The organism is Duganella sp. CF402 (assembly GCF_900109645.1).
GTDB lineage: Bacteria > Pseudomonadota > Gammaproteobacteria > Burkholderiales > Burkholderiaceae_D > Rugamonas.
Genome location: NZ_FOBG01000001.1, coordinates 1,541,966 through 1,563,751, shown reverse-complemented (window position 1 = coordinate 1,563,751; position 21,786 = coordinate 1,541,966). Strand labels below are relative to the sequence as shown.

Genomic DNA, 21,786 nt, shown 5'->3' with positions numbered 1-21,786 from the left:
TGTCAGCAGCACAAAACCCTCGCCGCCCATCCCGGGAAGCGGGGGTTTTTTCATTTGAAAGGAGTGCATCATGGCTGATTGGAGTTACTGGCTGGCTGCGGCCGGCCTGACTGTGATTCTTGAACTGTTCAGCGGGACTTTCTATCTGCTGATGATCGCCATCGGGCTGGCGGCCGGCAGTGCTGCGGCCTTGCTGGGCTTGGGCGAGGCGGTGCAACTGCTGGTGGCCGCCGTGGTCGGCGTGGCTGCCACCGTGGCGCTGCGCCGCAGCCGCTATGGCAAGCAGCAGGAGCGCGTCGATGCGGGGCGCGATCCGAACGTGAATCTTGATATCGGCCAGACCGTGCATGTGCCGGCGTGGCAGGATAACGCAGCGCGCGTGATGTATCGCGGCGCGCTGTGGGATGTGGAGCTGGCTCCGGGCGTGCGCGCCACGCCGGGGCAATTCACCATCCGCGAAGTACGCGGCAGCCGCCTGATCGTGGCCGCCTAAGATTAATCAACGGAGATTTACATGGACATCAGCATAGGCAACGTCACCTTCATTCTGTTTATTTTGGCGATCGTATTCGTTTTCAAAACCATCAACGTGGTGCCACAGCAGCACGCGTGGGTGGTCGAGCGGCTGGGTAAATATCACGCGACGCTGGGGCCGGGCCTCAACATCGTGATCCCGTTCGTGGACCGCATCGCCTACAAGCACGTGCTCAAGGAGATTCCGCTCGACGTGCCGCCGCAGGTTTGCATCACGCGCGATAACACACAGTTGCAGGTGGACGGCATCCTGTACTTCCAGATCACCGATGCGATGCGCGCGTCGTATGGCTCGTCCAACTACATCGCCGCGATCACCCAGCTGGCGCAGACCACGCTGCGCTCGGTGATCGGCCGCATGGAGCTGGATAAAACGTTCGAGGAGCGTGAGCACATCAACACCGCCATCGTGAATGCGATCGATGAATCGGCCGCCAACTGGGGCGTGAAAGTGCTGCGTTACGAAATCAAGGACCTGACGCCGCCGAAAGAAATCCTGCACGCGATGCAGGCGCAGATCACGGCGGAACGCGAGAAGCGCGCGCTGATCGCGGCGTCGGAAGGCCGCAAGCAGGAGCAGATCAACATCGCCAGCGGCGAGCGTGAAGCGCAGATTGCGCGCTCCGAGGGTGACAAGCAAGCGGCCATCAACCGCGCGCAAGGCCAGGCGGCGGCGATTGTGGCGCTGGCGGAAGCGAACGCCTCGGCGCTGCGCCAGGTCGGTGCCGCGTTGCGCGAGCCGGGCGGCGACGAGGCCATGAATCTGAAAGTGGCCGAGCAGTACGTGGGCGCCTTCGGCCAGCTTGCCAAGACCAATAATTCGATTATCATACCGGCCAATTTGGGCGACATGAGCGGACTGATTGCCACCGCCATGCAGGTCGTCAAAACGCAGGGCAAGATCATCAAGGAGTAAGCATGGGTACTTGGGCGGTGGACGCCTTCGGCAACGACTACGCGCAGGACTGGGCGGAGGATTTGCACGAGACGAGCAATCTGGACGCGGTCGAAGACACGCTCAACACGGTGCTGGACAGCGGAGTGGAACTGGAGGCGCCGTTTGCGGCGGAAGCGCTGGCAGCGATTGAAGTACTGGCGCGCCTGCAAGGCAAGGGCGGTCCGCGCAGCGAGGATAGCGAGACGGTGGATCAGTGGGTGGAGGCGCGCAAAGCCAAAGTCGTCAAGCCGCGCGCTGACCTGGCGGCGAAAGCCGCGCAAGCCATCGAGCGCATCCTCGCGCCCGACAGCGAGCTGCGCCAGCTGTGGGAAGAAAGCGAGCACTACGCAGACTGGCGCGCCTCAGTCGAAGACCTGCGCGCCCGTCTATAAGCACCGACGTCATTCCCGCGCAGGCGGGAATCCATACGGCGCAGGCAAGTCCGGCGCAGCATGGGCTCCCGCCTGCGCGGGAGCGACGGTGTTACTGCTTGCGGCGGCGGGCGGCGAAGCCTACCAGGCCCAGGCCGGCCAGCAGCATGGCGTAGGTTTCTGGTTCAGGCACGGCGGCGGTCAACGAGACGTTGTCCAGCGAGGTGCCCAGGCTGTCGCTGGTGCCAATGGCGCGGAAGCTCAGGGCTTCGATGTTGCCGGTGCCGAGCAGGGTGTAGCTGACAGTCTGCCAATTGCCGCCTGCCGAGTTGTTGACGGTGCCGACGACGTTGCCGCCCCAGCTGATTTCCAGGCCTTGCGACGAGGTGCTCACGCCCGGACGGTCCTGGAACTGGAAGGTCAGGGTGTAGCTCTGGTTCAGCGCAGTGCTCACGTTCTGGTACATCGCGCTGTTGGCAGTGGTGTCCAGTTCGACAAAGTTGAGGCCGTCCGGCGCTACGCCGACGACGTTGTTGCGCAGCTCGATGCCGGCGCCGACGCCGGTCCAGCCGGTCAGTGTGCTGTAGATGTTCCAGCTGTTATAGCCTTGGGTGTCGGCTTCAAAACTACCGTTGATCAGCAGTTCGCTCGATGCGTGCGCGGCGCCAGTGGCCAGCAGGGCCGCCAAGGCGGCGGTTTTCAGCAATTTCATGGTGATCCCCAGATGTTGATTATTGGAAATTTGTAATTCATAAAAGACATGCAAATTTTATCTCTGCAACACCAAAACACGCCAGTGATATTTGTCACTTTCTGATGTGTTGTACCATTCCGGCATGAACCAAGATATCGAACAGCTGCAAAACTTTCTGCACGACAATCAACGGGTGCTGGTGCTGACCGGCGCCGGCCTCAGCACAGCCTCCGGCATCCCCGATTACCGCGACAAGGATGGCGTGCGACGCGGCCGCAACCCGATCCAGGGGCCGGATTTTCGCCGGTCCGAGGCGGTGCGCCGCCGCTACTGGGCGCGCAGCATGGCTGGTTATCCGACCCTGGCGGGCGCCGCCCCCAACGCCGGCCACCACGCGCTGGCCGAGCTGGAAGCGGCCGGGCGCATCCACGGCATCATCACGCAGAACGTCGACGGCCTGCATACGCGGGCCGGCAGCCGCAAGCTGATTGAGCTGCATGGGAATATTCACGGCGTGTTGTGTCTCGATTGCCGCACGGTGCATCCGCGCGCCGAGATCCAGCACTGGCTGGCGCAAGCCAATCCCGAATGGGTGCCGACTGGTCCGGCGGGCGAGGTGGTGCCGGAAGCGCGCCCGGACGGCGACGCCGAGGTCGAGATCGACGAGTTCCAGGATTTCCAGCTGCCGTATTGCACAGCCTGCGGCGGCACCTTGCAGCCGGATGTGATCTTCTTCGGCGATAACATTCCGGCGCCGCGCACGGCCGAAGCGCTGCAACTGGCCGAGGAGGCCGATGCGGTGCTGGTGGTCGGTTCGTCGCTGATGGTGTTTTCCGGCTTCCGCTTCGCCAAGCTGGCGGCGCAAGCGAACAAGCCGATCGCGGCCATCAACATCGGGAAGACCCGCGCGGATGACCTGATCGGCTTGAAGGTGGAGGCGTCGGCAGTCGATGTGCTGCCGCGCTTGCTTTAATTCCGCTGCAACATCGAGCGGATGATGGCTTCCTTGGCCAGCACGTAGTCATGGCCGGCCAGCACGAAGTTGGTGTTCGGCTGGATCACTTTGATGTTGATGAACACCATGTCGCTGGTCTCGGCATACGAGCCGACCACGATGGCTTGCGCGTTGTGGCTGTTGGCGACCTCGCCGATCTCGCGCGTGAGCATCAGCTCGCCCTGGTTGCGTTTCAGGTAGACGCTGTTCCGCAGCTTCATCTCCAGCATGCTCAGGCCGCCCTGCGCCATGCGTGTCGAAATTTGCTCGGACACCAGGCGGCCCAGGGTGGTGGTCTGCTCCAGCGCATCGATGTTGACCACGGTGGCGACGATCAGCGGCTTGTCGGCCAGCAGCTTGCCGCTCAGTTGCTGCAGCAGCGCGTCGGCGGCCTTGTAGTTGGCGTTGATGAACTGGTTGGACGAAATCGTGGAGTAATTGCCTTCCTCGCTTTTCGGCGTGGAAGAGCAGGCGGCCAGCAGCAGCGGTGCGGCCAGCAGGGCGGTGCGCAATACGGTTTTCAGCATTACATGTCTCCGCGTACCTGGAAGGTACGGGTCAGTTTAGGTTCTTCAGGCTTGGGATCGACAATGCCATACAACACGCGGTCGCTGTCGGCCACGTAGTAGGCCGAGGTGCTGCGCGCCAGGAAACGGTATTGGTCCGATACCGACACGGTGACGATGATCTCGGTCTTCGGCGTCGCGCCCGGTGCGAACTGGGCGTTGAACCAGTCGTAGGCATCCCATGCGCCGGCGCCGGCGGCCACGTTGAGCAGGGCTGGCGCTTCGATCTCGCTCAGCAGCCAGACGCCGGCGCCAAGGATGGCGCGCTCGCCGTGGTAGCGGTATTGCGGACGGTTGGCGGAGAAGGTCACTGCCTGCACATCCATGTCCACCTTGAGCGATCCGGCCGGGCTGCGCGACACCACGTAGCCGTCATTCACCAGCGAAGTGGTCAGCTGGGTCGCCAGCGCGCGCTGGAACGGCGTCGGGTCTTTCGGTTCATTGATGTAGACCGGTCGCGGCGGGCTCTTCTTCAGCTCGGCGGCCACGCCTTTTTCGATATTGTCGGAGATGACGCCCCAGTGGTAAGCCGCTTGCAGCTTGGCTTGCTTGGTGGTGGGGAAGTTGGCGGCCAGCGGGGTCGGCGTGTAGCGCGCCGCGCATCCTGCCAGCAGGAGTCCGGCTGCCACAGCCATTGCAGTTTTCAGCGCCATAATTGCCTCGTCGTCAAAGGTGCGAATGTAAAATCGTTCTCCACCCAGTTTAGCATGGATGTTTCTAATTAGAAATTGTCTACGCAATAAAAAACCCGGTACGGGACCGGGTTTTGTACAGAGTGCGCAACAGTTTTAGCGGCGATGGGTTTTCATCGCGGCCGCCACTTCGCGCTTGCCGTCGCGATCTTTCTCGGTAGCACGCTTGTCATGCATTTTCTTGCCCTTGGCGAGGCCGATTTCACATTTCACACGGCCGCCCTTGAAGTGCAGGTTGAGCGGCACCAGGGTGTAGCCGGCGCGCACCACTTTGCCGATCAGTTTGTCGATCTGTTCGCGGTGCAGCAGCAGCTTGCGGGTGCGCACGGCTTCCGGGCTGATGTGGGTGGAGGCGGTCGGCAGGGCGCTGATGTGGGCGCCGAACAGGTACAGCTCGTCGCCCTTGATGGTGACGTAGGCTTCCTTGATTTGCACCTTGTTGTCGCGGATGGCCTTGACTTCCCACCCTTCCAGCACGATGCCCGCTTCATAGCGGTCTTCGATGAAGTAGTCAAAAAAGGCTTTTTTGTTATCGGCTATGGTCATGAGATGGTATCGGTTAAACTACTGCTGCGCGCCCGAAGCGCGAATAATTCAACATCATAGCAAATGGTTAGACAATGGCAGTAGTACACAAATCAGTTTTACTCGCTTACAGCGCCCAGCAAATGTTCGATCTGGTGGCTGCGATCGAGGACTATCCCAAATTCTTGCCGTGGTGCGGTGGTGTTGAGATCAAGGAGCGCAATGGCGATACGGTGGTGGCCAGCGTCGGCATCAACTACCACGGCGTCAAGCAAAGCTTCACGACGGCCAATGACAACACGCCGTCGAGCTCCATCAAGATGAAGCTGGTGGACGGTCCTTTCAAGTGCCTGGACGGCACCTGGACCTTCAAAGCGCTGCGCGAGGACGCCTGCAAGATCGACCTCGACCTGCACTATGAGTTCTCCAGTGCCCTGCTGGCCAAGCTGGTGGGGCCGGTGTTCGGGATCATCGCCAACAGCATGGTGGATTCCTTCTGCAAACGGGCGGAAACAGTGTATGGCGGCTGAGACCATCAACATCCAGGTGTGCTACGCCAGCGAGGCGACGCAATTCCTGCGTGCCTTGCAAGTCCCGCCCGGCACAACGATCGAGCAGGCCATCGCCTTGAGCGGCCTGCAACAAGCCATGCCCGACGTGGACGTGGCCGCACTCGAAACCGGCATCTACGCCAAGAAAAAACCGCGCGACACCGTCCTGCGCGGGCACGACCGCATCGAACTCTACCGCCCCCTGATCGCCGACCCCAAGAACGCCCGCCGCCGCCGCAAAAAACCTGCGGCGTAAGCCCTTGCAGTGTTGCAAAGTGGGTTTGCGGGGATGGGGCTTCCTCGCTTCCCATGTGCAACCTAAGATACACTCATCATTACCATCTGCGAAGAGTTTATGATGAGATGCCATCGCTTGCTTGTGATTGCCGCGCTGTCCTGCTGCCTGCCTTCCGCCCAGGCCGGGGAGGTTTGCCCTCCGGTTACCCGTGTCGGCCTTAGCGACCTCGGCTATGGCTCCTATCGCGAGAACGGCCGCATCGTCGGCATCGCGGTGGATGTCATCAACGAAATGGCGCGGCGTTCCGGCTGCAAGTTTGAGTTCCACTGGTTTCCGCGCCAGCGCCTGTTTGTGGAACTGCAGTCCGGCCACGTCGACATGGCGATGGGCGCGTTCCGCACCCCGGAGCGCGACGCCTACGCCCGCCACCTGCCTTACGCCTACCTGCAATACGATTTGATCCTGCGTGAAGCGCCGAGCCGCAGCTATGCCAGCCTCAGCGAGTTTGTCGAACGGGGCGGCGGGCGGCTCAACGTCACGCGCGGCCTGGTCTACGATAGCGCCGTCGAGACGCAACTGGCGCTGCTGGCCTCCGCCGGCCGGCTGGAAGTGGTGAATGATTTCGAAACCGTGTTCGGCAAGCTGGAAATGGGCCGCGCCGACGGCACCATCGCCACGGCGGCAATCTACGCGAAATACCTGAAAGACGGGAAGCTGAAGAACAGTGTGGTGATACCGATTGCGGAAGCGACGCCGCGCGTTACCGGTATCTATGTTTCGAAGAGCACAGTGCCGACGCGCACGCGCCAGTTTTATGCCTCGGTCCTGAAAGGGATGGTGGCCGAGCAACTGGTGCTCGGCTACTACTCGCGCTATATCGATGAAGCCACCGTCAGGCGCACCTTCAAGCCGGGCGTGGGGCCGTTGTTGAACAGCCTGTCCACGCCCGAGTGAAGATCAGCGGCCGTTGACGTCCACGGTGCGCGCATCCAGCTTGACCTTGACGCTGGCCGCTGGCTTGGCGCCGGCCGACTCGGCCAGCGTGACCAGGTACTCGCCGGCGGCGATTTTCCAGGTCTTGCTGGCGCTGTCGTACACGCCCAGCAGGCGCGGGTCGATCTTCACGGTGGCGTTGCCGCTGGCGCCGGCCTTCAGGTCCAGCTTGTCCCAGCCGCCGAGACGCTTGGGCGCTTCCCAGCCGCCGGCCAGCGACGACACGTAGACCTGGCCCACGGCCTTGCCGTCGCGCTTGCCGGTGTTCTTGATGCTGAACGAGACTTCGATGCCGGTGCCCGCCGCCTTGGCGCTCAAGCCTTCATACGCGAAGCTGGTGTACGACAGGCCATAGCCGAACGGGAACAGCGGCTTGTGGCCTTTCAGGTCGAACCACTTGTAGCCGACTGCCGCACCTTCGATGTTGTAGTCGGTAGTGATCTTCTCGATGATGTTCTCATCCTTGGTCTTGGCGTCGCCATCCAGTACCGGACGCGGCAGCTGCGCCAGCGAAGCAGGGAAGGTGGCAGGCAGGCGGCCGGACGGATTCACGTCGCCGTTCAGCACGCGCGCAATCGCGGCGCCGCCGCTGGTGCCCGGATACCAGGCTTCCAGCACGGCGCCAACCTTGTTCAGCCACGGCATGACCACCGGACCGCCGGTTTGCAGTACCACCACGGTCTTGGCGTTGGCCTTGGCAACCGCTTCGATCAGGGCGTCCTGCTTGTTCGGCAGGTTCAGGTCTTCGGCGTCGAAGCTTTCGGCCAGCCACTGGTTGGCGAACACGATCACCACGTCGCTGCTGGCGGCCAGCTTGGCGGCGGCGGCCAGATCCTTGCCGTCGTTGTAGCTCAGCTTGGCTTTGCTCAGCTTGGCCAGTTCGCCCATCGGCGACGAGCGGTGGTAGACGATAGGACCGGGGAAGTAGGCCGGGCCTTCGTTCGGCACGGCCGAGCCGCCGATCGGGTACACCTGCGCCGAACCGCCGCCCGACAGCACGCCCACATTGGCGTGGCCGCCGATGATGGCGATGCTGCGCACGCTGGCCGCCAGCGGCAGCAGGTCGTTGTGGTTCTTCAGCAGGACGATGGCTTCTTCGGCGTCGGCCTGGGTGATCTTGCCGTGAGCAGCGAAGTCGATGCCGGCGTCGGCCGAGGTCGGCGCGGTCACCGGATGTTCGACCAGGCCGTTGGCGAACATGGTGCGGGTGATGCGCTTGACCATGTCGTCCAGGCGCGCTTCCGGCACGTGGCGGTTGACCACGGCTTCTTTCAGGGCACCGTTGAAGTAGTCCGATTTATCGAACGGCCAGCCGGACTGCTGGTCCAGGCCGCGCAGCGCGGCAGGGATGGTGGAGTGGGTCGCGCCCCAGTCCGACATCACATAGCCGGGATATTTCCAGTCCTGCTTCAGGACCTGGTTCAGCAGGTAGTCGTTCTCGCAGGCGTAGTCGCCGTTGATGCGGTTGTAGGCGCACATCACCGAGCCAGGCTGGCCGCGCTCGATGGCGAACTGCATCGCCAACAGGTCCGACATGCGGCCGGCCTTGTCGTCGATCTTGACGTTGACGTGGTTGCGGTTGGTTTCCTGGTCGTTGAAGGCGTAGTGCTTGACCGTCGAAATCATGTGGTTCGACTGGATGCCGCGAATCTGCTCGCCGACCATGATGCCGGCCAGCAGCGGGTCTTCACCGCCGTATTCGAAGTTACGGCCGTTGCGCGGTTCGCGCAGCAGGTTGACGCCGCCTGCCAGTTGGACGTTGAAGCCGGTGCTGCGCGCTTCGCTGCCGATCATGGCGCCGCCGGCGAAGGCGACTTTCGGATTCCAGGTGGCGGCGGTAGCGATGCCCGACGGCAGGGAGGTGCGCTCGTATGGCTTCTTCGACACAGCTTGCGTGGCAACGCCGACGCCAGCGTCCGACTGCCACTGCGACGGCAGGCCCAGGCGCGGAATGCCCGGCACCCAGCCGGCCGAATCAGGACGGCCTTCTTTCGGCTGCTCGAATTTCTTCGGCGTGAACTCGGTCGAGAAGTAGGCGAACACGGTCTGGATTTTTTCATCCAGCGTCATCGCCTTGACCAGCTGGTCGGCGCGCACATCCGGCGATAGCGCCGGATTCAACCAAGGTTTGTCAGCGTCTGCGGCGTGCGCGGCGCCGGTCAACATGAGTGGATAAGCCAGTGCCAGAGACAGCCAGAGACGCTTTTTCATTTGATGCAGTGTCCTTATAGTTTTAGTCAATCAATCTTCAGCGCGGAATCAAGACCTCCAGCGCATATGCTCCGCCCGCAACGATACCGGTGAAAACGTTTTCAGTCAAACACCTACCTTCATGCCAGACCTGTATTTCGCTGACGTCGGCACGTTGTATAGACACATTGAAAGTCGCGTGACGGAACTGGCGCACCACCTTCATGCCGTCCCAGTGCGACGGCAGTTGCGGCTTGATGGCCAGGCCGTCGCTGCAACCCTTCAAACCGCACAGGCCTTCGATGAAGCACTGATAAGCCCAAGACACCGTGCCGGTGTTGAACAGCTGGCTGGAACGGCCTGCCGTGCGCGGATACTCGTGGTAGGCGCCGCGATAGTAGTTGGGGATGAACACCGGCAGCTGGCCGCGCTGCAGGTAATCCGCCTCGCTCGGGCCGGGCAGCATCTGGCGCAGCAGCGTGTAGGCGCGGTCGCTTTCACCGATGGTGTACAGGCTGTGGATGTAGAACACGGCGGCATGGTTGTAGACCGCGCCGTTCTCCGCCGATCCTGGATGCTTCTGCGTCACGCGGCCGACATCGTCGCGCATGGCGCTGAACGGTGGCGCGAACATCTGCACGCCGTACGGGGTGCACAGCTGCGCGTCGATCTGCGCCAGCATCGCGGCGCGCTGGCCGGCGTTGGCGGCGCCGCCGAGGATGGCCCAGGCTTGCGGGTTAAGCCAGATGCGGCCTTCCTTGTCCTTGCTGGTGCCGAACACCACGTCGTCGTCGGTGATGCCGCGTGCGAACCAGTCACCGTCCCACAGGTGTTCGTTGGCGGCGCGGTTGACGTTGCGCGCTCCGGCGCGGAAGTGCTTCGCGCTTTCGGCCAGCGAGGAACTGGCGCCGGTGGTTTCGCAAATCTCGGCCCACAGGTTGAGCGCATAGGCAGTGGCAACGGTCAGCCAGCCGGACACGCCACGGCCTTTGTATCCGACCATGTTCATCGGGTCGCACCAGTCGCCTTGTGCGATGTAACTGAGGCCACGCTTGTCGCGCGCTTGCAGCAGCCAGTCCATCGCGCTGCTCACGCGCTCGGAGACGGTGAGGGCGACGCCGCTTTCGGCGCCGACTACATCTTCGTTGAGGATGTCGTAGTCGCCGGTTTCATCGAGGTAGACCTTGAGCGCCACCGGCAGCCACACGCAGTGGTCGGTGTGCGGCACCTGGTTGATGTATTTGAGCTCCGCTCCTTCGGCCAGCAAGATCCCGTCCGGCATGGCGCCGCTGGCTTCCTGCTGCGACAGCGCGTGCAGGAAGGCTTTGCGCATCACGCTAGGCTTGATGAAGCTCATGCCCATATTGTCTTGCAGGTAGTTGCGCGTTTGCGGATCGGTGCTCAGGCGATTGACGTCGCCGTGGTAGAACACCTGGCGCGGCAGCCAGTTGTTGACGAAGTTGTCGAGCTCCGCGTCCGGCGTTTCGATGCGCAGGCATCCAGGGCCGCCGGCGATGTAGGTAGCGTATTCGTCGGCGGTGGTTTTGAAGCCTTCGGCGCTCAGGTATTTTGCGCGCACGGCTTTGATCTCGGCGTCATCGAACGCTGGACCGAACACGAAGCGGTAATCGCGCGCTTCGCCGTCGGCCAGTGATACGCGGTACTGCACGGCGGCGGTTGGCGTTTCGTAGCGCGCATCGCTGCCGCCCAGTTGTTCGGCGTCGATGGCGGCCGGGCGATTCAGCGTGCCTTCGCCTTCAAAGGCGGACTGGCGCACTTCCCATGCATCCGGCGCTTGCTCGCACAGGAAGTAGGTTTTGTCCTTGAAGTCCTTCTGCTTGAAGTAGTCCGCCACTTTCTGATACGGCGTGACGCTGCTGGCCACTACGCCGCCCAGGTCCGCGCGGTATTCGCCGGACTGGTTCATCCACGACATGTAGCCGATCGGGAAGTAAGGATAGACACTGAGCTTGCGCGCGCGGCCCGAGATGTTCGTCACACGCAGCGACCACAGTTCCACCACATCCGCCACCGGCAGGCCAAGCACCAGCTCCACGCGGACGCCGAGCTGCTCGACGGTCCATTCCAGATTGCTCTTGCCGACCGAGAAATTGAAGCGATCCACCGGCGTGCGCACCGGCTCATACGGCGCCGAGAACAGTTCGCCCGTCTCTTCATCCTTGATGTAGAAGAAGCGGCCCGGATGGTGCGCGTAGTAGTTCTGCTCCGGCTGCATGAAGGTCTTGGCTTCCAGGTTCGGCGCGTGCGCATACTTGGCGGGTTCCGGCTGCATGAACTGCGCGGTGGCGTAACCACGGCAGGTAATCTGGATCATCATCTTCTGATTCCACAGGAAGCCTGCTGCTTGCGGCATGGCCGTAGGGCTGGTCAGCTCATAGCGATCGCCGTTGTGGGTGGGGCGTAACATAGACATCTCTCCGTCAGGATTTGCGCGCTTCAAGATCCTTCTGGATCTGCAGCAGTTTGTGGTTATCGAGGTTGTAGAAGAACATGACCGCCACCGCGAGCAGCGCGAAGGCGGCAGGAATAAAGGACATCAGCCACACGATGCCGGCTTGCGACACCGCGCTCTGCGCGGCGTTGGCGACGTAGCCAAGCCTGGTGAAGATGGCGCCGATCACTGCCACCGCGACGGCGGTGCCCAGCTTCTGCGAGAAAGTGGCGGCGGCGAAGGTCATGGCGGTGGCGCGGCGGCCGGTGCGCCATTCGTTGTAGTCGGCGGTGTCGGCGTACATGGAGAAGGCCAGCGGCGACTTCGGTCCCAGCGCCAGGCCCATGCCGACCTGCAGCGCGAACATCAGCGCGATCTGGTCTTTCGGCACGAAGAAGAAGGCCGAGGAGAGCAGGGCGGTGATGGTCATCAGGATCATCATCAGCTTGCGCTTGTCGACGAAGCGCGTCATCAGCGGCGTCAGCGAAGCGCCGGCGGCGGCAGCCAGCATATAGGCCGGTACAAAGCCCGCCATCAGGTCCGGGCGCTCCACCACGTATTTGAAATAGTAGGCGGCGCTGCTGGTGCGCAGCGTGATGGTGATCATGATGATCAGCGCCAGGAAGAACAGCGCCACCCACGGCCGGTTCTGCGACAGGTCGCGCACGTCCTGCCACACATTGCTCTTTTGCTCGGCCGGCGGCGCAATGCGCTCGCGCGTGTTGAGGAAGGTGAGCACGAACAGCACCGAGGCAAAGGCGCTCCACGCCAGCATGGTCAGTTGCCAGCCCAGTTTGTCGTTGCCGCCGCCCAGCTGCTGCACCAGCCACGGCGTGGCCGCCGTCACCAGCGTGCCGCCGGCGAAGGCGAAGATAAAGCGCAGGCCGTTGACGGTGGAGCGCTCCTGCGCATCGGCCGACAGCACGCCGGACAAGGCGTTGTAGGGGATGTTGATGCAGGTGTAGCACACCATCATGCACAGGTAGGTGCCGTAGGCCCAGATCAGTTTACCGTCTTCCGACAGGTCGGGCGTGGTATAGGTGAGGAAGGCCGCGCCGGCCAGCGGCAGTGGAACCCAGATCAGGTAAGGGCGGAACTTGCCCCAGCGCGTGCTGGTGCGGTCCGCCGCCGCGCCGATCATGGGGTCGGTGAATGCGTTGATGAGCTTGATCGTGAACATCATCGAGGCGGCGGCGGCGGCCGAGATACCGAAGGTGTCGGTGTAATAGATCAGCAGGAAGGTCGCGACATTGGTCCAATAAAAATTGAAACCCATGTCGGCGATGCCGTAGCTGATCTTTTCGCGCCAGGTCAAATGTTTGTTCACGGTGGTCTTCATACGCTTGTAAAAACAGGCAGTAAGGGTATCACTGCCTGAACGGAACTTGTTAGGGTTCCGGGGAGAGCTCTTTGATAGCGGTAACTATGTTCGTAAAATTTGTCGCACCAATTCCGCCGGCTGGAGCGCGATGTCCAGAACAACGCCGGCTTCGTCGTCCTGCAGCGGTTCCAGCGTGGCCAATTGACTGTCCAGCAGGGTGGTTGGCATGTAGTGGTCCTGGCGTGCCGACATGCGCTCGGCGATCAGTTCGCGCGGGCCGGCCAGATGGGCGAAGTGCAGTTCCGGATCGGCGCTGCGCAGCAGGTCGCGATAGCGTCGCTTCAGCGAGGAACACGACAGCACCAGCCCGTTGTGTTTGAGGCGCGCTTCGCGGATTTCGCGGTGCAGGGCCCACAGCCAGTCGGCGCGGTCCGCATCGGTGAGCGGCACGCCGGCCGTCATCTTGGCCACGTTCTCGAACGAGTGATAATTATCGCCCTCGAGGAAAGGCACGCTGAGCGCCCCGGCAAGCTGCAATCCGACCGAACTTTTTCCGCAGCCGCTGACACCCATGACGACCCAGCGGACTGGCTTGATGTTGATACTTTTGAGCATATGAATGATAGCGCTAACAGATGGGGCGAGTTTAAAGGGATTGCGAAATTTGTAAAGAACTATCGATGCTGCGGCGCAGCAGGCGTACGCATGCTCATAGCTATGCTCAGGCGCTTTCGCGCGCCATCAGCGTAAAGCCGAGGTCGATCTGGCGGTTGGCCGGCTGCTCGCCCTTGATGACCGAGCGCAGCAGCGTGGCCGCCTCAAAGCCGATGCGATAGCGCGGCGTGCCGATGGTGGTCAGCGACGGATTCATCCACGCCGAGGCCGGCAAGTCGTTGAAACCGCAGATGGCCAGCTGCGACGGCACCGAAATGCCGCGCCGCTGGCACTGGTAGATGGCACCGTGCGCCAGGTCGTCGTTACAGCAGAAGATGGCGTCGCAATCGGGTGCTTGCGCCAGCATGCGGCCCAGCAGTTCGGCGCCCAGCGCGATGGTGGACGGCTCGGCCACCATCACTTCCAGCTTGCCGTCGGCGCGGCCGGCTTCCTGCATGGCCTTGCGGTAGCCTTCGGCGCGGCGCAGCGTACGTTCATCCAGCTGCGCGCCGATAAAGCCGATGCGCTGGTGGCCTTTGTCCAGCAGGTAGCGCGTCATGGCGTAGCCGGCCTGGAATTGCGAGAAACCCACCGTCAGCTGTTCCGGATCGGTCGACATGTCCATCATCGACACCACCGGCATGCGCAGCGTGGACAGGATCTGTTGCACGCGCGGGCTGTGGCTCAGGCCGGACAGCAGCATGCCGTCCGGGTTCGATTGCAGGTAGGTGTTGATCAGCTTTTCCTCTTCCTTGTCGGAATAGCGGGTGTTGCCGATCAGGATCTGGTAGTCGTCCGCATCGAGCGCATCCTGGATGCCGGCCAGCACTTCGGTGAACACCGCGTTGGACAGCGACGGCACCAGCACCGCGATCACCTTCGATTGCGACGACGCCAGCGCGCGGGCGGCGCGGTTCGGCACATAGCCGAGTTCCGCCACGGCCGCATCGACCCGGTCGCGCAGGGCTTGCGACACCATTTCCGGCTGCGTGATGGCGCGCGAGGCGGTCATGGTGGCCACGCCGGCCTTTTCCGCCACCATTGCAAGGGTAATCCGGCCGCTGGCGCGGCTCTTGCCCGCTTGAGTCTTGGTCATTGCTGCAATCTGAGTGATATTGATAGCGATATCATACGGCAGCTATACCCAAAGGAAGAATATCTATTTGCAGGCGGCCAACACTTTTTGTGTGTTTTTACGCAGTTCTTCGCGTTGTTCGTCGTTCATATAGCCGCGTTCGCCATTTTTATCGTACGAACTGAGCCGCAGGCCCTGGTCCAGCGCCTGCTGGTTCTGGCGGGCGGCGTTGCAATTGGCGGCTTCGTCGGCCTTGCGCTGGGCGTTGGCGGCGGCCTGCTTGGCGGCCTCGGCGGCATCGGCCTTGCGCTTGTTGAAATCGGCATTGCGCTCGGCCAGCGTGGGCGCGGGCTTGACGGTTGGCGCTTCGGCGGCCGGTTCCGGCTCGACGGCGTTGGGATTGAACAGCGGTTTGCCGGGCGCCTTGAGAATGCGTTTTTCCGGCACATTGGGCGGCGGCGGGCGGTCGGAGAATTGCTTGATGCCTTTGTCGTCGATCCACATGTATTGGGCCATCGCCAGTGGGGCGGCGGCCAGCAATAGGGCGGTCAACAGCTTGTTGCGGTAATTCATAAGAGCGCTCCAGATAGGCATGCAGCGATTTCGCCATGATTCATGGCAACTGTCAACTGGAGCGCGGGTAATGCTTACGACTGCTTCTTGCGGCGAGCGACCATGCCCAGCAGGCCGAGGCCGCCCAGCAACATGCCGTAGGTGGCAGGCTCTGGTACAGCGGTCACGGTGATCTGGCCGCTGTAGGAGGCGACGTTGGTACCGATCGGGCTGCCGGTCAGGACCAGGTTGAACGGCGAGCCGGTGGCCAGTTCAAAGCCGCCGATCGTGAACTTGCCCGATGGGGCGGTCCACGAGTACGAAGCAGGCGCCGAATTCAGCGTTACCGAGCTCAGGTTAACATAGTTGCCGCTGTAGGACAGGACCACATTGTAGGAACCAGCAGCCAAGCCGGTGAAGGTGATGGTATCGGAGCCACCGCTCAGGATGGTACCGATGTCGTCGAAGTCGTAGGTTTGGCCCAGCGTGATGGCGATCGATTGATCATCGGCGCTGGCGGAAAATGCGACACCGGCGAGAATTGCAGCAGCAAGTAGTTTCAGTTTCATCGTAGAACCCCTAAAAACATAGTTTATAGTGACCGGCAGATGCAGCTACCGGGCTGTTTATGCCGCTTTTCAGCAGCGGAACTACGATATCTTTTTTCTTAGATTGGCGTTAAAACAACACCAATTCCGCGCTGCAAGATTTAACAATTGCCGAGGCCGTTTGATAAGTTCCAGACAGAACATCGCGTTTCCTGTATAATGCCGCTTTGCGCCTATAGGAAATGCTATGCGTCTACTTCAAAAAGCACTCACATTCGATGACGTGCTGCTCGTCCCAGCGTACTCCAACGTTCTGCCTGCGGATACGTCCCTCAAAACCCGTCTGACCCGCAATATCAGCCTGAACATTCCACTGCTGTCGGCAGCAATGGATACGGTCACCGAGGCCCGCCTGGCAATTGCGATGGCCCAGGAAGGCGGTATTGGCATCATTCACAAGAACCTGAATCCGAAGGACCAGGCCCGTGAAGTAGCGCGCGTCAAGCGTTTCGAGGCCGGTGTGCTGCGTGACCCGATCACGATCCCGCCGACCATGAAAATCCGCGACGTCATCAAGCTGACCGAGCAATATGGCATTTCCGGTTTCCCGGTCGTTGAAGGCAAGGAAGTGGTCGGCATCATCACCAACCGCGACCTGCGTTTCGAGCAAGAGCTGGACGCTGAAGCCCGCACCAAAATGACCCCGCGCGAAAAGCTGGTGTTCGTCAAGGAAGACGCCGACACCGCCGAAGCCAAGCGCCTGATGAACAAGCACCGCCTGGAGCGCGTGCTGGTCGTCAACGACGCGTTTGAACTGCGCGGCCTGATCACCGTCAAGGACATCCAGAAATCCACCGAGCACCCGCTGGCGTCGAAAGACTCGCAGGGCAAGCTGCTGGTCGGCGCCGCTGTCGGCGTTGGCGCCAAGGACGAAGAGCGTATCGACCTGCTGGTCGCCGCCGGCGTTGACGTGCTGGTGGTGGACACCGCCCACGGCCACTCGCAAGGCATCCTGGACCGCGTGCGCTGGATCAAGACCAAGTACCCGCAAGTGGACGTCATCGGCGGCAACATCGCCACCGCTGCTGCTGCCAAGGCGCTGGTCGAATACGGCGCCGATGCGGTCAAGGTCGGTATCGGCCCAGGCTCGATCTGCACCACCCGTATCGTCGCTGGCGTGGGCGTGCCGCAAATCACCGCCATCTCCAACGTGGCCGAAGCACTGGAAGGCACCGGCGTGCCATGTATCGCCGACGGCGGCATCCGCTTCTCGGGCGATATCTCGAAAGCGCTGGCAGCCGGCGCCTCGACCGTGATGATGGGCTCGATGTTCGCAGGCACCGAAGAGGCGCCGGGCGAAGTGATCCTGTACCAGGGCCGTTCGTACAAATCGTATCGTGGCATGGGCTCGCTGGGCGCGATGTCGGACGGCTCGGCCGACCGCTACTTCCAGGACGCGGCCATGAAGCAGGACAAGTTCGTACCGGAAGGTATCGAAGGCCGCGTGGCCTACAAAGGCTCGGTGCTGGCGATTATCTTCCAGCTGGTCGGCGGCGTGCGCCAGTCGATGGGCTACTGCGGCTGCGCCACCATCGAAGAACTGCGCAACAAGGCGGAGTTCGTCGAGATCACCTCGGCCGGTATGCGCGAATCGCACGTGCACGACGTGCAAATCACCAAGGAAGCGCCGAACTACCGTTCGGGCGACTAAGACCTTGCAAACGCCGGCGGCCCGCCGGCGTTTTTCTATATTCAAACTGGTTTACATCCCATGCACTCTAAAATCCTCATTCTCGATTTCGGTTCCCAGGTGACCCAGCTGATCGCGCGCCGCGTGCGCGATTCGGGCGTGTTCTCGGAAGTCTATCCGTATGACGTCAGCGACGAATTCGTGCGCAACTACGGCGCCGCCGGCGTGATCCTGTCGGGCAGCCACAGCTCGACGCTGGAAGGCGACGCGCCACGCGCACCGGACGCCGTGTTCGAACTGGGCGTGCCAGTGCTGGGTATCTGCTACGGCATGCAAACGATGGCTGCGCAGCTGGGCGGTAAAGTGGAAAACGGCAAGGTGCGCGAATTCGGCTACGCTGAAGTGCGCGCGCGTAACCACACCAAACTGCTGGACGGCATCGTCGACTTCGTCACCGACGAAGGCCACGGCATGCAAAAGGTCTGGATGAGCCACGGTGACAAAGTGCTGGAAATGCCGCCGGGCTTCGTGCTGATGGGCGATACCCCGTCGTGCCCGATCGCCGCAATGGCCAACGAAGAGAAATCGTTCTACGGCGTGCAGTGGCACCCGGAAGTGACCCACACCGTGCAGGGCAAGGTCATGCTGAGCCGCTTCGTGCACGAAATCTGCGGCTGCAAGTCGGACTGGAACATGCCGGACTACATTTCGGAAGCGGTCGAGAAAATCCGCGCGCAAGTGGGCAAGGATGAAGTCATCCTGGGCCTGTCGGGCGGCGTCGATTCGTCGGTGGCGGCGGCGCTGATCCACCGCGCTATCGGCGACCAGCTGACCTGCGTGTTCGTCGACCACGGCCTGCTGCGCCTGAACGAAGGCAAGATGGTCATGGACATGTTCGCCAACAACCTGGGCGTGAAAGTGATCCGCGTCGATGCGGAAGACCAGTTCATGGGCCACCTGGCCGGCGTCAGCGATCCTGAGCAGAAGCGCAAGATCATCGGCCGCGAATTCGTCGAAGTGTTCGACAAGGAATCGGGCAAGCTGGTCAACGCCAAATGGCTGGCGCAAGGCACCATCTACCCGGACGTGATCGAGTCGGCCGGCAAGGGCAAGAAAGGCCAGACCATCAAGTCGCACCACAACGTGGGCGGCCTGCCGGAACACATGAAACTGTCGCTGCTGGAACCGCTGCGCGAGCTGTTCAAGGACGAAGTGCGCAAGCTGGGCGTGGCGCTGGGCCTGCCGCATGAGATGGTCTACCGTCACCCGTTCCCAGGTCCAGGCTTGGGCGTGCGCATCCTGGGCGAAGTGAAGAAGGAATACGCCGACCTGCTGCGCCAGGCCGACGCCATCTTCATCGAAGAACTGCGCAACACCCCGTACCAGGCCACCATCGTGCCGGGCTTCGATCAGGACGCCGAACCGAAGAACTGGTACGAAGCGACTTCGCAGGCGTTCGCCGTGTTCCTGCCGGTGAAATCGGTGGGCGTGATGGGCGACGGCCGCACCTACGAATACGTGGTGGCGCTGCGCGCAGTGCAGACGCAAGACTTCATGACCGCACACTGGGCCCATTTGCCGCATTCGCTGCTGGGCAAAGTGTCGAACCGCATCATCAACGAAGTACGCGGTATCAACCGTGTAGTCTACGATATCTCGGGCAAGCCGCCTGCGACCATCGAGTGGGAATGACGCGTCTGCTATAAGATGCTGATTAAAGAAGGGCAGCCCTGTTCATTCGGGCTGCCCTTTTTGCGTTCGAGGCGGGAGTTTATGACAATCAGCAAACCGGCGGCGCCGGGCTGATATCAAATAGCAGCTGTTGCCGCAAATTGCGGTCAGTGTCGACCCCTCACTCGCCGGGCTAAATTCCATGAAAATCACGATTATCGGTACTGGTTACGTAGGTTTGGTCACTGGCGCCTGTCTGGCCGAGTTGGGCAACGAGGTGTTCTGCCTCGACCTCGACCAGGGCAAGGTCGATCTGCTGAACCGGGGCGGTATTCCGATCCAGGAGCCGGGGCTGGAGGACGTGGTGGCGCGCAACCGCGCTGCCGGCCGGCTGCGGTTTTCAACCGACGTGGCGGCCTCGGTGGCGCACGGCGATTTGCAGTTCATTGCGGTCGGCACCCCGCCCGACGAAGACGGTTCGGCCGACCTGCAATATGTGCTGGCCGCCAGCCGCAACATCGGCAAGCATATGACGGGCTACAAGGTGATCGTCGACAAATCCACGGTGCCGGTCGGCACGGGCGAGCGCGTGCGGCGGGCGATCCAGGACGAGCTCGACGCACGTGGCGCCAATGCCAGGTTCGCGGTGGTGTCCAATCCCGAGTTCCTCAAGGAGGGCGCCGCGCTGGACGATTTCATGCGCCCGGACCGCATCGTGATCGGCCATGACAACGCGCCGGAAGGCTTGCAGGCCGCCGCGCTGATGAAGCGGCTGTACGCGCCATTCAACCGCAATCACGAGCGCACCGTCTGGATGGATGTGCTGTCGGCCGAGTTCACCAAATACGCTGCCAATGCCATGCTGGCGACCCGCATTTCGTTCATGAACGAGCTGGCCAACCTGGCGGAAAATGTCGGCGTCGACATCGAGGTGGTCAGGCGCGGTATCGGTGCCGATCCGCGCATCGGCCACAGCTTCCTGTACGCCGGCGCCGGCTACGGCGGTTCCTGTTTCCCCAAGGACGTGCAGGCGCTCCTGCAAACGGCGCGCCATTGTGCGCACGACCTGCAGATCCTGCGGGCGGTCGAGTCGGTGAACAACAAGCAGAAGCTGGTGCTGGGCCACAAAGTGCTGGCGCGTTTCGGCGCCAATCTGGAGCGCAAGCATTTCGCCATCTGGGGCTTGTCGTTCAAGCCCAATACTGACGATATGCGGGAAGCGCCGGCGCGGGTGCTGGTGCGCCAGCTGATTGATGCCGGCGCGACGCTGGCGGTGTACGATCCGATTGCGATGGCCGAAGCGCGGCGCGTGCTTGCGCTCGATTTGTCCGCCACCGAACTGGCGCTGGTGCGCTTTGCCGACAGCCCGGCAGACGCGCTGGTGGAGGCCGAGGCGCTGGTCATCGTCACCGAGTGGAAGGCATTCCGCAGCCCGGACCTGGAGCGGCTGAAGGCGAATCTGAAGCAGGCCGTGGTGTTTGACGGGCGCAATTTGTTCGATCCCGAGGCGATGTTCAACGCCGGCATTGAATACCACAGCATCGGCCGTTCGGTGAGAAGCGGCGAGGGCGGCCAGGCCGCCCTTGGCGAGGCTAGATAGCGCCGTTGCTCAGCGGCGCCGTCGCCACGCCGTTGCCGCCGCCATGCTTGATCCGGTACATCGCGCGGTCGGCCTTGAGCAGCAGCGTGCGCGCATCCCGGCCGTCACGGGGGTAGATGGCGACGCCGATGCTGGCGCTGATGGTGACGCGATGGCTCTGCAGGAGGAAGGGCCGGGTCAGCGCCGCCAGCAGCTTGGCCGCCAGCGCTTCGGCCACGCCGGCTTCCGGCAGGTCGGTTAGCAGCACCGCAAATTCATCGCCGCCGAAGCGCGCAATCAGGTCGCCGTTGCGCACCGCGTTGCGCAGGCGGTGCGCAATCGCAGTCAGCAGCAGGTCGCCGACGTCGTGGCCCAACTGGTCGTTGACCGGCTTGAAATGATCGAGGTCGATAAACAGCGTGGCCAGTATGTGCGGACTCTGCCGTGCGTGGCCGATGGCGCTGGCCAGCTCCTTGCGGAATTTGCTGCGGTTCTGCAAGCCGGTCAGGTCATCGTGGTCCGCCAGATGCTGGATCTTTTCGTTGTGCTGGGTACGTTGCGTGATGTCATGCCGGATCACGAAGAAATGGGTAATCTCGCCGCCGTCGTCGAACAGCGGCGTGATGAATTCCTCGACCGTGTAGCGGGCGCCGTTGCGATGGGTGCCGGCCACTTCGTTGTGCAACTCGTGGCCGCGCTGCAGTGCGCGCCAGGCGCGCGCATAGTCGCTGCTGTCGCGCTTGCCATCGCGCAGGATCGGCGCCTGCTGGCCCAGCAGCTCATGCTCGGCGGCGCCGCTGAAGGCGATAAACGCGTGGTTGACCCAGACGATCTTGCCGTGGGCATCGGCAATCAACGCTGGCGTCGCGGTGGCGGCCAGCGCCTTGGCCAGCAGCGGTTGTTGGGCGATGGCTTGCGCAGGGACGAGTTGCAGCATGGGTTGCCTTCTGCTGTGATCG

At 62.4% G+C, this 21,786-nt stretch carries 22 protein-coding genes; 10 read left to right on the top strand and 12 right to left on the bottom strand.

The window, feature by feature from the left end; genetic code table 11:
- Positions 1 to 70 precede the first annotated feature (70 nt).
- Genes BMZ70_RS06930 through BMZ70_RS06920 form a run of 3 tightly spaced genes read left to right on the top strand, consistent with a single transcriptional unit; the run spans position 71 to position 1,863 of the window.
- Positions 71 to 493: an NfeD family protein gene (locus BMZ70_RS06930; protein WP_092271561.1), complete on the top strand. Its 423-nt coding sequence runs from the start codon at positions 71 to 73 to the stop codon at positions 491 to 493.
- Between the two features lie 21 nt (positions 494 to 514).
- The gene (locus BMZ70_RS06925) at positions 515 to 1,450 is read left to right on the top strand and encodes an SPFH domain-containing protein (protein ID WP_092271559.1); all 936 of its coding nucleotides are present in this window, start codon (positions 515 to 517) and stop codon (positions 1,448 to 1,450) included.
- A gap of 2 nt (positions 1,451 to 1,452) precedes the next feature.
- Complete coding sequence (locus BMZ70_RS06920) at positions 1,453 to 1,863, top strand: DUF4259 domain-containing protein (protein WP_092271557.1); 411 nt, start codon at positions 1,453 to 1,455, stop codon at positions 1,861 to 1,863.
- Positions 1,864 to 1,954: 91 nt separating this feature from the next.
- On the opposite strand, the gene BMZ70_RS06915 is transcribed toward BMZ70_RS06920, so the two are convergent.
- Entirely contained in the window at positions 1,955 to 2,554 is a 600-nt protein-coding gene (locus BMZ70_RS06915; protein ID WP_092271555.1) for a PEPxxWA-CTERM sorting domain-containing protein, read from the bottom strand.
- 124 nt (positions 2,555 to 2,678) lie between these two features.
- Between BMZ70_RS06915 and BMZ70_RS06910 the strand changes: the two genes are divergently transcribed.
- Positions 2,679 to 3,509 (top strand): NAD-dependent protein deacetylase, encoded by an 831-nt coding sequence (locus BMZ70_RS06910; protein ID WP_092271553.1) that lies wholly within the window; start codon positions 2,679 to 2,681, stop codon positions 3,507 to 3,509.
- Here BMZ70_RS06910 and BMZ70_RS06905 read toward each other — a convergent pair.
- From BMZ70_RS06905 to smpB, 3 genes are all read right to left on the bottom strand, one after another.
- Positions 3,506 to 4,057, bottom strand: coding sequence for a FlgO family outer membrane protein (locus BMZ70_RS06905; protein ID WP_092271551.1), 552 nt, complete (start codon positions 4,055 to 4,057; stop codon positions 3,506 to 3,508). The two genes, BMZ70_RS06910 and BMZ70_RS06905, sit on opposite strands and share 4 nt — an antisense overlap.
- Entirely contained in the window at positions 4,057 to 4,731 is a 675-nt protein-coding gene (locus BMZ70_RS06900; protein WP_229205458.1) for a hypothetical protein, read from the bottom strand. The genes BMZ70_RS06905 and BMZ70_RS06900 overlap by 1 nt, the downstream gene beginning before the upstream one ends.
- Before the next feature lie 153 nt (positions 4,732 to 4,884).
- Entirely contained in the window at positions 4,885 to 5,334 is a 450-nt protein-coding gene (gene smpB / locus BMZ70_RS06895) for an SsrA-binding protein SmpB (protein WP_092271547.1), read from the bottom strand.
- A 74-nt stretch (positions 5,335 to 5,408) separates the two neighbouring features.
- Here smpB and BMZ70_RS06890 point away from each other — a divergent pair, with 74 nt between their 5' ends.
- The 3 genes from BMZ70_RS06890 to BMZ70_RS06880 all read left to right on the top strand — a co-directional run bounded on the left by BMZ70_RS06890 (position 5,409) and on the right by BMZ70_RS06880 (position 7,056).
- Entirely contained in the window at positions 5,409 to 5,843 is a 435-nt protein-coding gene (locus tag BMZ70_RS06890) for a type II toxin-antitoxin system RatA family toxin (RefSeq protein ID WP_092271545.1), read from the top strand.
- Positions 5,833 to 6,120, top strand: coding sequence for an RnfH family protein (locus BMZ70_RS06885; protein ID WP_092271543.1), 288 nt, complete (start codon positions 5,833 to 5,835; stop codon positions 6,118 to 6,120). Before BMZ70_RS06890 ends, BMZ70_RS06885 begins: the two co-directional genes overlap by 11 nt.
- A 99-nt stretch (positions 6,121 to 6,219) precedes the next feature.
- Entirely contained in the window at positions 6,220 to 7,056 is an 837-nt protein-coding gene (locus tag BMZ70_RS06880; protein WP_092271541.1) for a substrate-binding periplasmic protein, read from the top strand.
- A 3-nt stretch (positions 7,057 to 7,059) separates the two neighbouring features.
- Here BMZ70_RS06880 and BMZ70_RS06875 read toward each other — a convergent pair whose 3' ends face one another.
- From BMZ70_RS06875 to BMZ70_RS06845, 7 genes are all read right to left on the bottom strand, one after another.
- Complete coding sequence (locus BMZ70_RS06875) at positions 7,060 to 9,306, bottom strand: beta-glucosidase family protein (RefSeq protein WP_092271539.1); 2,247 nt, start codon at positions 9,304 to 9,306, stop codon at positions 7,060 to 7,062.
- A 37-nt stretch (positions 9,307 to 9,343) separates the two neighbouring features.
- The gene (locus tag BMZ70_RS06870; RefSeq protein WP_092271537.1) at positions 9,344 to 11,713 is read right to left on the bottom strand and encodes a GH36-type glycosyl hydrolase domain-containing protein; all 2,370 of its coding nucleotides are present in this window, start codon (positions 11,711 to 11,713) and stop codon (positions 9,344 to 9,346) included.
- A gap of 13 nt (positions 11,714 to 11,726) precedes the next feature.
- Positions 11,727 to 13,064, bottom strand: a complete 1,338-nt coding sequence (locus BMZ70_RS06865) for an MFS transporter (protein WP_229205324.1) — start codon at positions 13,062 to 13,064, stop codon at positions 11,727 to 11,729.
- 96 nt (positions 13,065 to 13,160) lie between these two features.
- A complete protein-coding gene (locus BMZ70_RS06860; RefSeq protein WP_229205323.1) occupies positions 13,161 to 13,673 on the bottom strand; it encodes a gluconokinase in 513 nt (170 codons plus the stop codon).
- Between the two features lie 106 nt (positions 13,674 to 13,779).
- Entirely contained in the window at positions 13,780 to 14,808 is a 1,029-nt protein-coding gene (locus BMZ70_RS06855) for an HTH-type transcriptional regulator GntR (RefSeq protein ID WP_092271533.1), read from the bottom strand.
- 63 nt (positions 14,809 to 14,871) lie between these two features.
- Complete coding sequence (locus BMZ70_RS06850) at positions 14,872 to 15,360, bottom strand: DUF4124 domain-containing protein (protein ID WP_092271531.1); 489 nt, start codon at positions 15,358 to 15,360, stop codon at positions 14,872 to 14,874.
- 74 nt (positions 15,361 to 15,434) lie between these two features.
- Positions 15,435 to 15,908: an FxDxF family PEP-CTERM protein gene (locus BMZ70_RS06845; protein WP_092271529.1), complete on the bottom strand. Its 474-nt coding sequence runs from the start codon at positions 15,906 to 15,908 to the stop codon at positions 15,435 to 15,437.
- Between the two features lie 226 nt (positions 15,909 to 16,134).
- Between BMZ70_RS06845 and guaB the strand changes: the two genes are divergently transcribed.
- From guaB to BMZ70_RS06830, 3 genes are all read left to right on the top strand, one after another.
- The gene (gene guaB / locus BMZ70_RS06840) at positions 16,135 to 17,598 is read left to right on the top strand and encodes an IMP dehydrogenase (RefSeq protein ID WP_092271527.1); all 1,464 of its coding nucleotides are present in this window, start codon (positions 16,135 to 16,137) and stop codon (positions 17,596 to 17,598) included.
- A 60-nt stretch (positions 17,599 to 17,658) separates the two neighbouring features.
- On the top strand, positions 17,659 to 19,269 hold the full coding sequence (gene guaA / locus BMZ70_RS06835; protein ID WP_092271525.1) for a glutamine-hydrolyzing GMP synthase: 1,611 nt from the start codon (positions 17,659 to 17,661) through the stop codon (positions 19,267 to 19,269).
- A 181-nt stretch (positions 19,270 to 19,450) separates the two neighbouring features.
- Positions 19,451 to 20,848, top strand: coding sequence for a UDP-glucose dehydrogenase family protein (locus tag BMZ70_RS06830; RefSeq protein WP_092271523.1), 1,398 nt, complete (start codon positions 19,451 to 19,453; stop codon positions 20,846 to 20,848).
- Here the strand turns inward: BMZ70_RS06830 and BMZ70_RS06825 are convergent.
- Positions 20,841 to 21,764, bottom strand: coding sequence for a sensor domain-containing diguanylate cyclase (locus BMZ70_RS06825; protein WP_165403506.1), 924 nt, complete (start codon positions 21,762 to 21,764; stop codon positions 20,841 to 20,843). The genes BMZ70_RS06830 and BMZ70_RS06825 overlap by 8 nt on opposite strands.
- Positions 21,765 to 21,786: the final 22 nt, after the last annotated feature.

Bases quoted from the DNA above. Each gene is read 5' to 3' on its own strand.
- BMZ70_RS06930 (WP_092271561.1), top strand. From the start codon at position 71: ATGGCTGATTGGAGTTACTGGCTGGCTGCGGCCGGCCTGACTGTGATT.
- BMZ70_RS06925 (WP_092271559.1), top strand. From the start codon at position 515: ATGGACATCAGCATAGGCAACGTCACCTTCATTCTGTTTATTTTGGCG.
- BMZ70_RS06920 (WP_092271557.1), top strand. From the start codon at position 1,453: ATGGGTACTTGGGCGGTGGACGCCTTCGGCAACGACTACGCGCAGGAC.
- BMZ70_RS06915 (WP_092271555.1), bottom strand. From the start codon at position 2,554: ATGAAATTGCTGAAAACCGCCGCCTTGGCGGCCCTGCTGGCCACTGGC.
- BMZ70_RS06910 (WP_092271553.1), top strand. From the start codon at position 2,679: ATGAACCAAGATATCGAACAGCTGCAAAACTTTCTGCACGACAATCAA.
- BMZ70_RS06905 (WP_092271551.1), bottom strand. From the start codon at position 4,057: ATGCTGAAAACCGTATTGCGCACCGCCCTGCTGGCCGCACCGCTGCTG.
- BMZ70_RS06900 (WP_229205458.1), bottom strand. From the start codon at position 4,731: ATGGCTGTGGCAGCCGGACTCCTGCTGGCAGGATGCGCGGCGCGCTAC.
- smpB (WP_092271547.1), bottom strand. From the start codon at position 5,334: ATGACCATAGCCGATAACAAAAAAGCCTTTTTTGACTACTTCATCGAA.
- BMZ70_RS06890 (WP_092271545.1), top strand. From the start codon at position 5,409: ATGGCAGTAGTACACAAATCAGTTTTACTCGCTTACAGCGCCCAGCAA.
- BMZ70_RS06885 (WP_092271543.1), top strand. From the start codon at position 5,833: ATGGCGGCTGAGACCATCAACATCCAGGTGTGCTACGCCAGCGAGGCG.
- BMZ70_RS06880 (WP_092271541.1), top strand. From the start codon at position 6,220: ATGATGAGATGCCATCGCTTGCTTGTGATTGCCGCGCTGTCCTGCTGC.
- BMZ70_RS06875 (WP_092271539.1), bottom strand. From the start codon at position 9,306: ATGAAAAAGCGTCTCTGGCTGTCTCTGGCACTGGCTTATCCACTCATG.
- BMZ70_RS06870 (WP_092271537.1), bottom strand. From the start codon at position 11,713: ATGTTACGCCCCACCCACAACGGCGATCGCTATGAGCTGACCAGCCCT.
- BMZ70_RS06860 (WP_229205323.1), bottom strand. From the start codon at position 13,673: ATGCTCAAAAGTATCAACATCAAGCCAGTCCGCTGGGTCGTCATGGGT.
- BMZ70_RS06855 (WP_092271533.1), bottom strand. From the start codon at position 14,808: ATGACCAAGACTCAAGCGGGCAAGAGCCGCGCCAGCGGCCGGATTACC.
- BMZ70_RS06850 (WP_092271531.1), bottom strand. From the start codon at position 15,360: ATGAATTACCGCAACAAGCTGTTGACCGCCCTATTGCTGGCCGCCGCC.
- BMZ70_RS06845 (WP_092271529.1), bottom strand. From the start codon at position 15,908: ATGAAACTGAAACTACTTGCTGCTGCAATTCTCGCCGGTGTCGCATTT.
- guaB (WP_092271527.1), top strand. From the start codon at position 16,135: ATGCGTCTACTTCAAAAAGCACTCACATTCGATGACGTGCTGCTCGTC.
- guaA (WP_092271525.1), top strand. From the start codon at position 17,659: ATGCACTCTAAAATCCTCATTCTCGATTTCGGTTCCCAGGTGACCCAG.
- BMZ70_RS06830 (WP_092271523.1), top strand. From the start codon at position 19,451: ATGAAAATCACGATTATCGGTACTGGTTACGTAGGTTTGGTCACTGGC.
- BMZ70_RS06825 (WP_165403506.1), bottom strand. From the start codon at position 21,764: ATGCTGCAACTCGTCCCTGCGCAAGCCATCGCCCAACAACCGCTGCTG.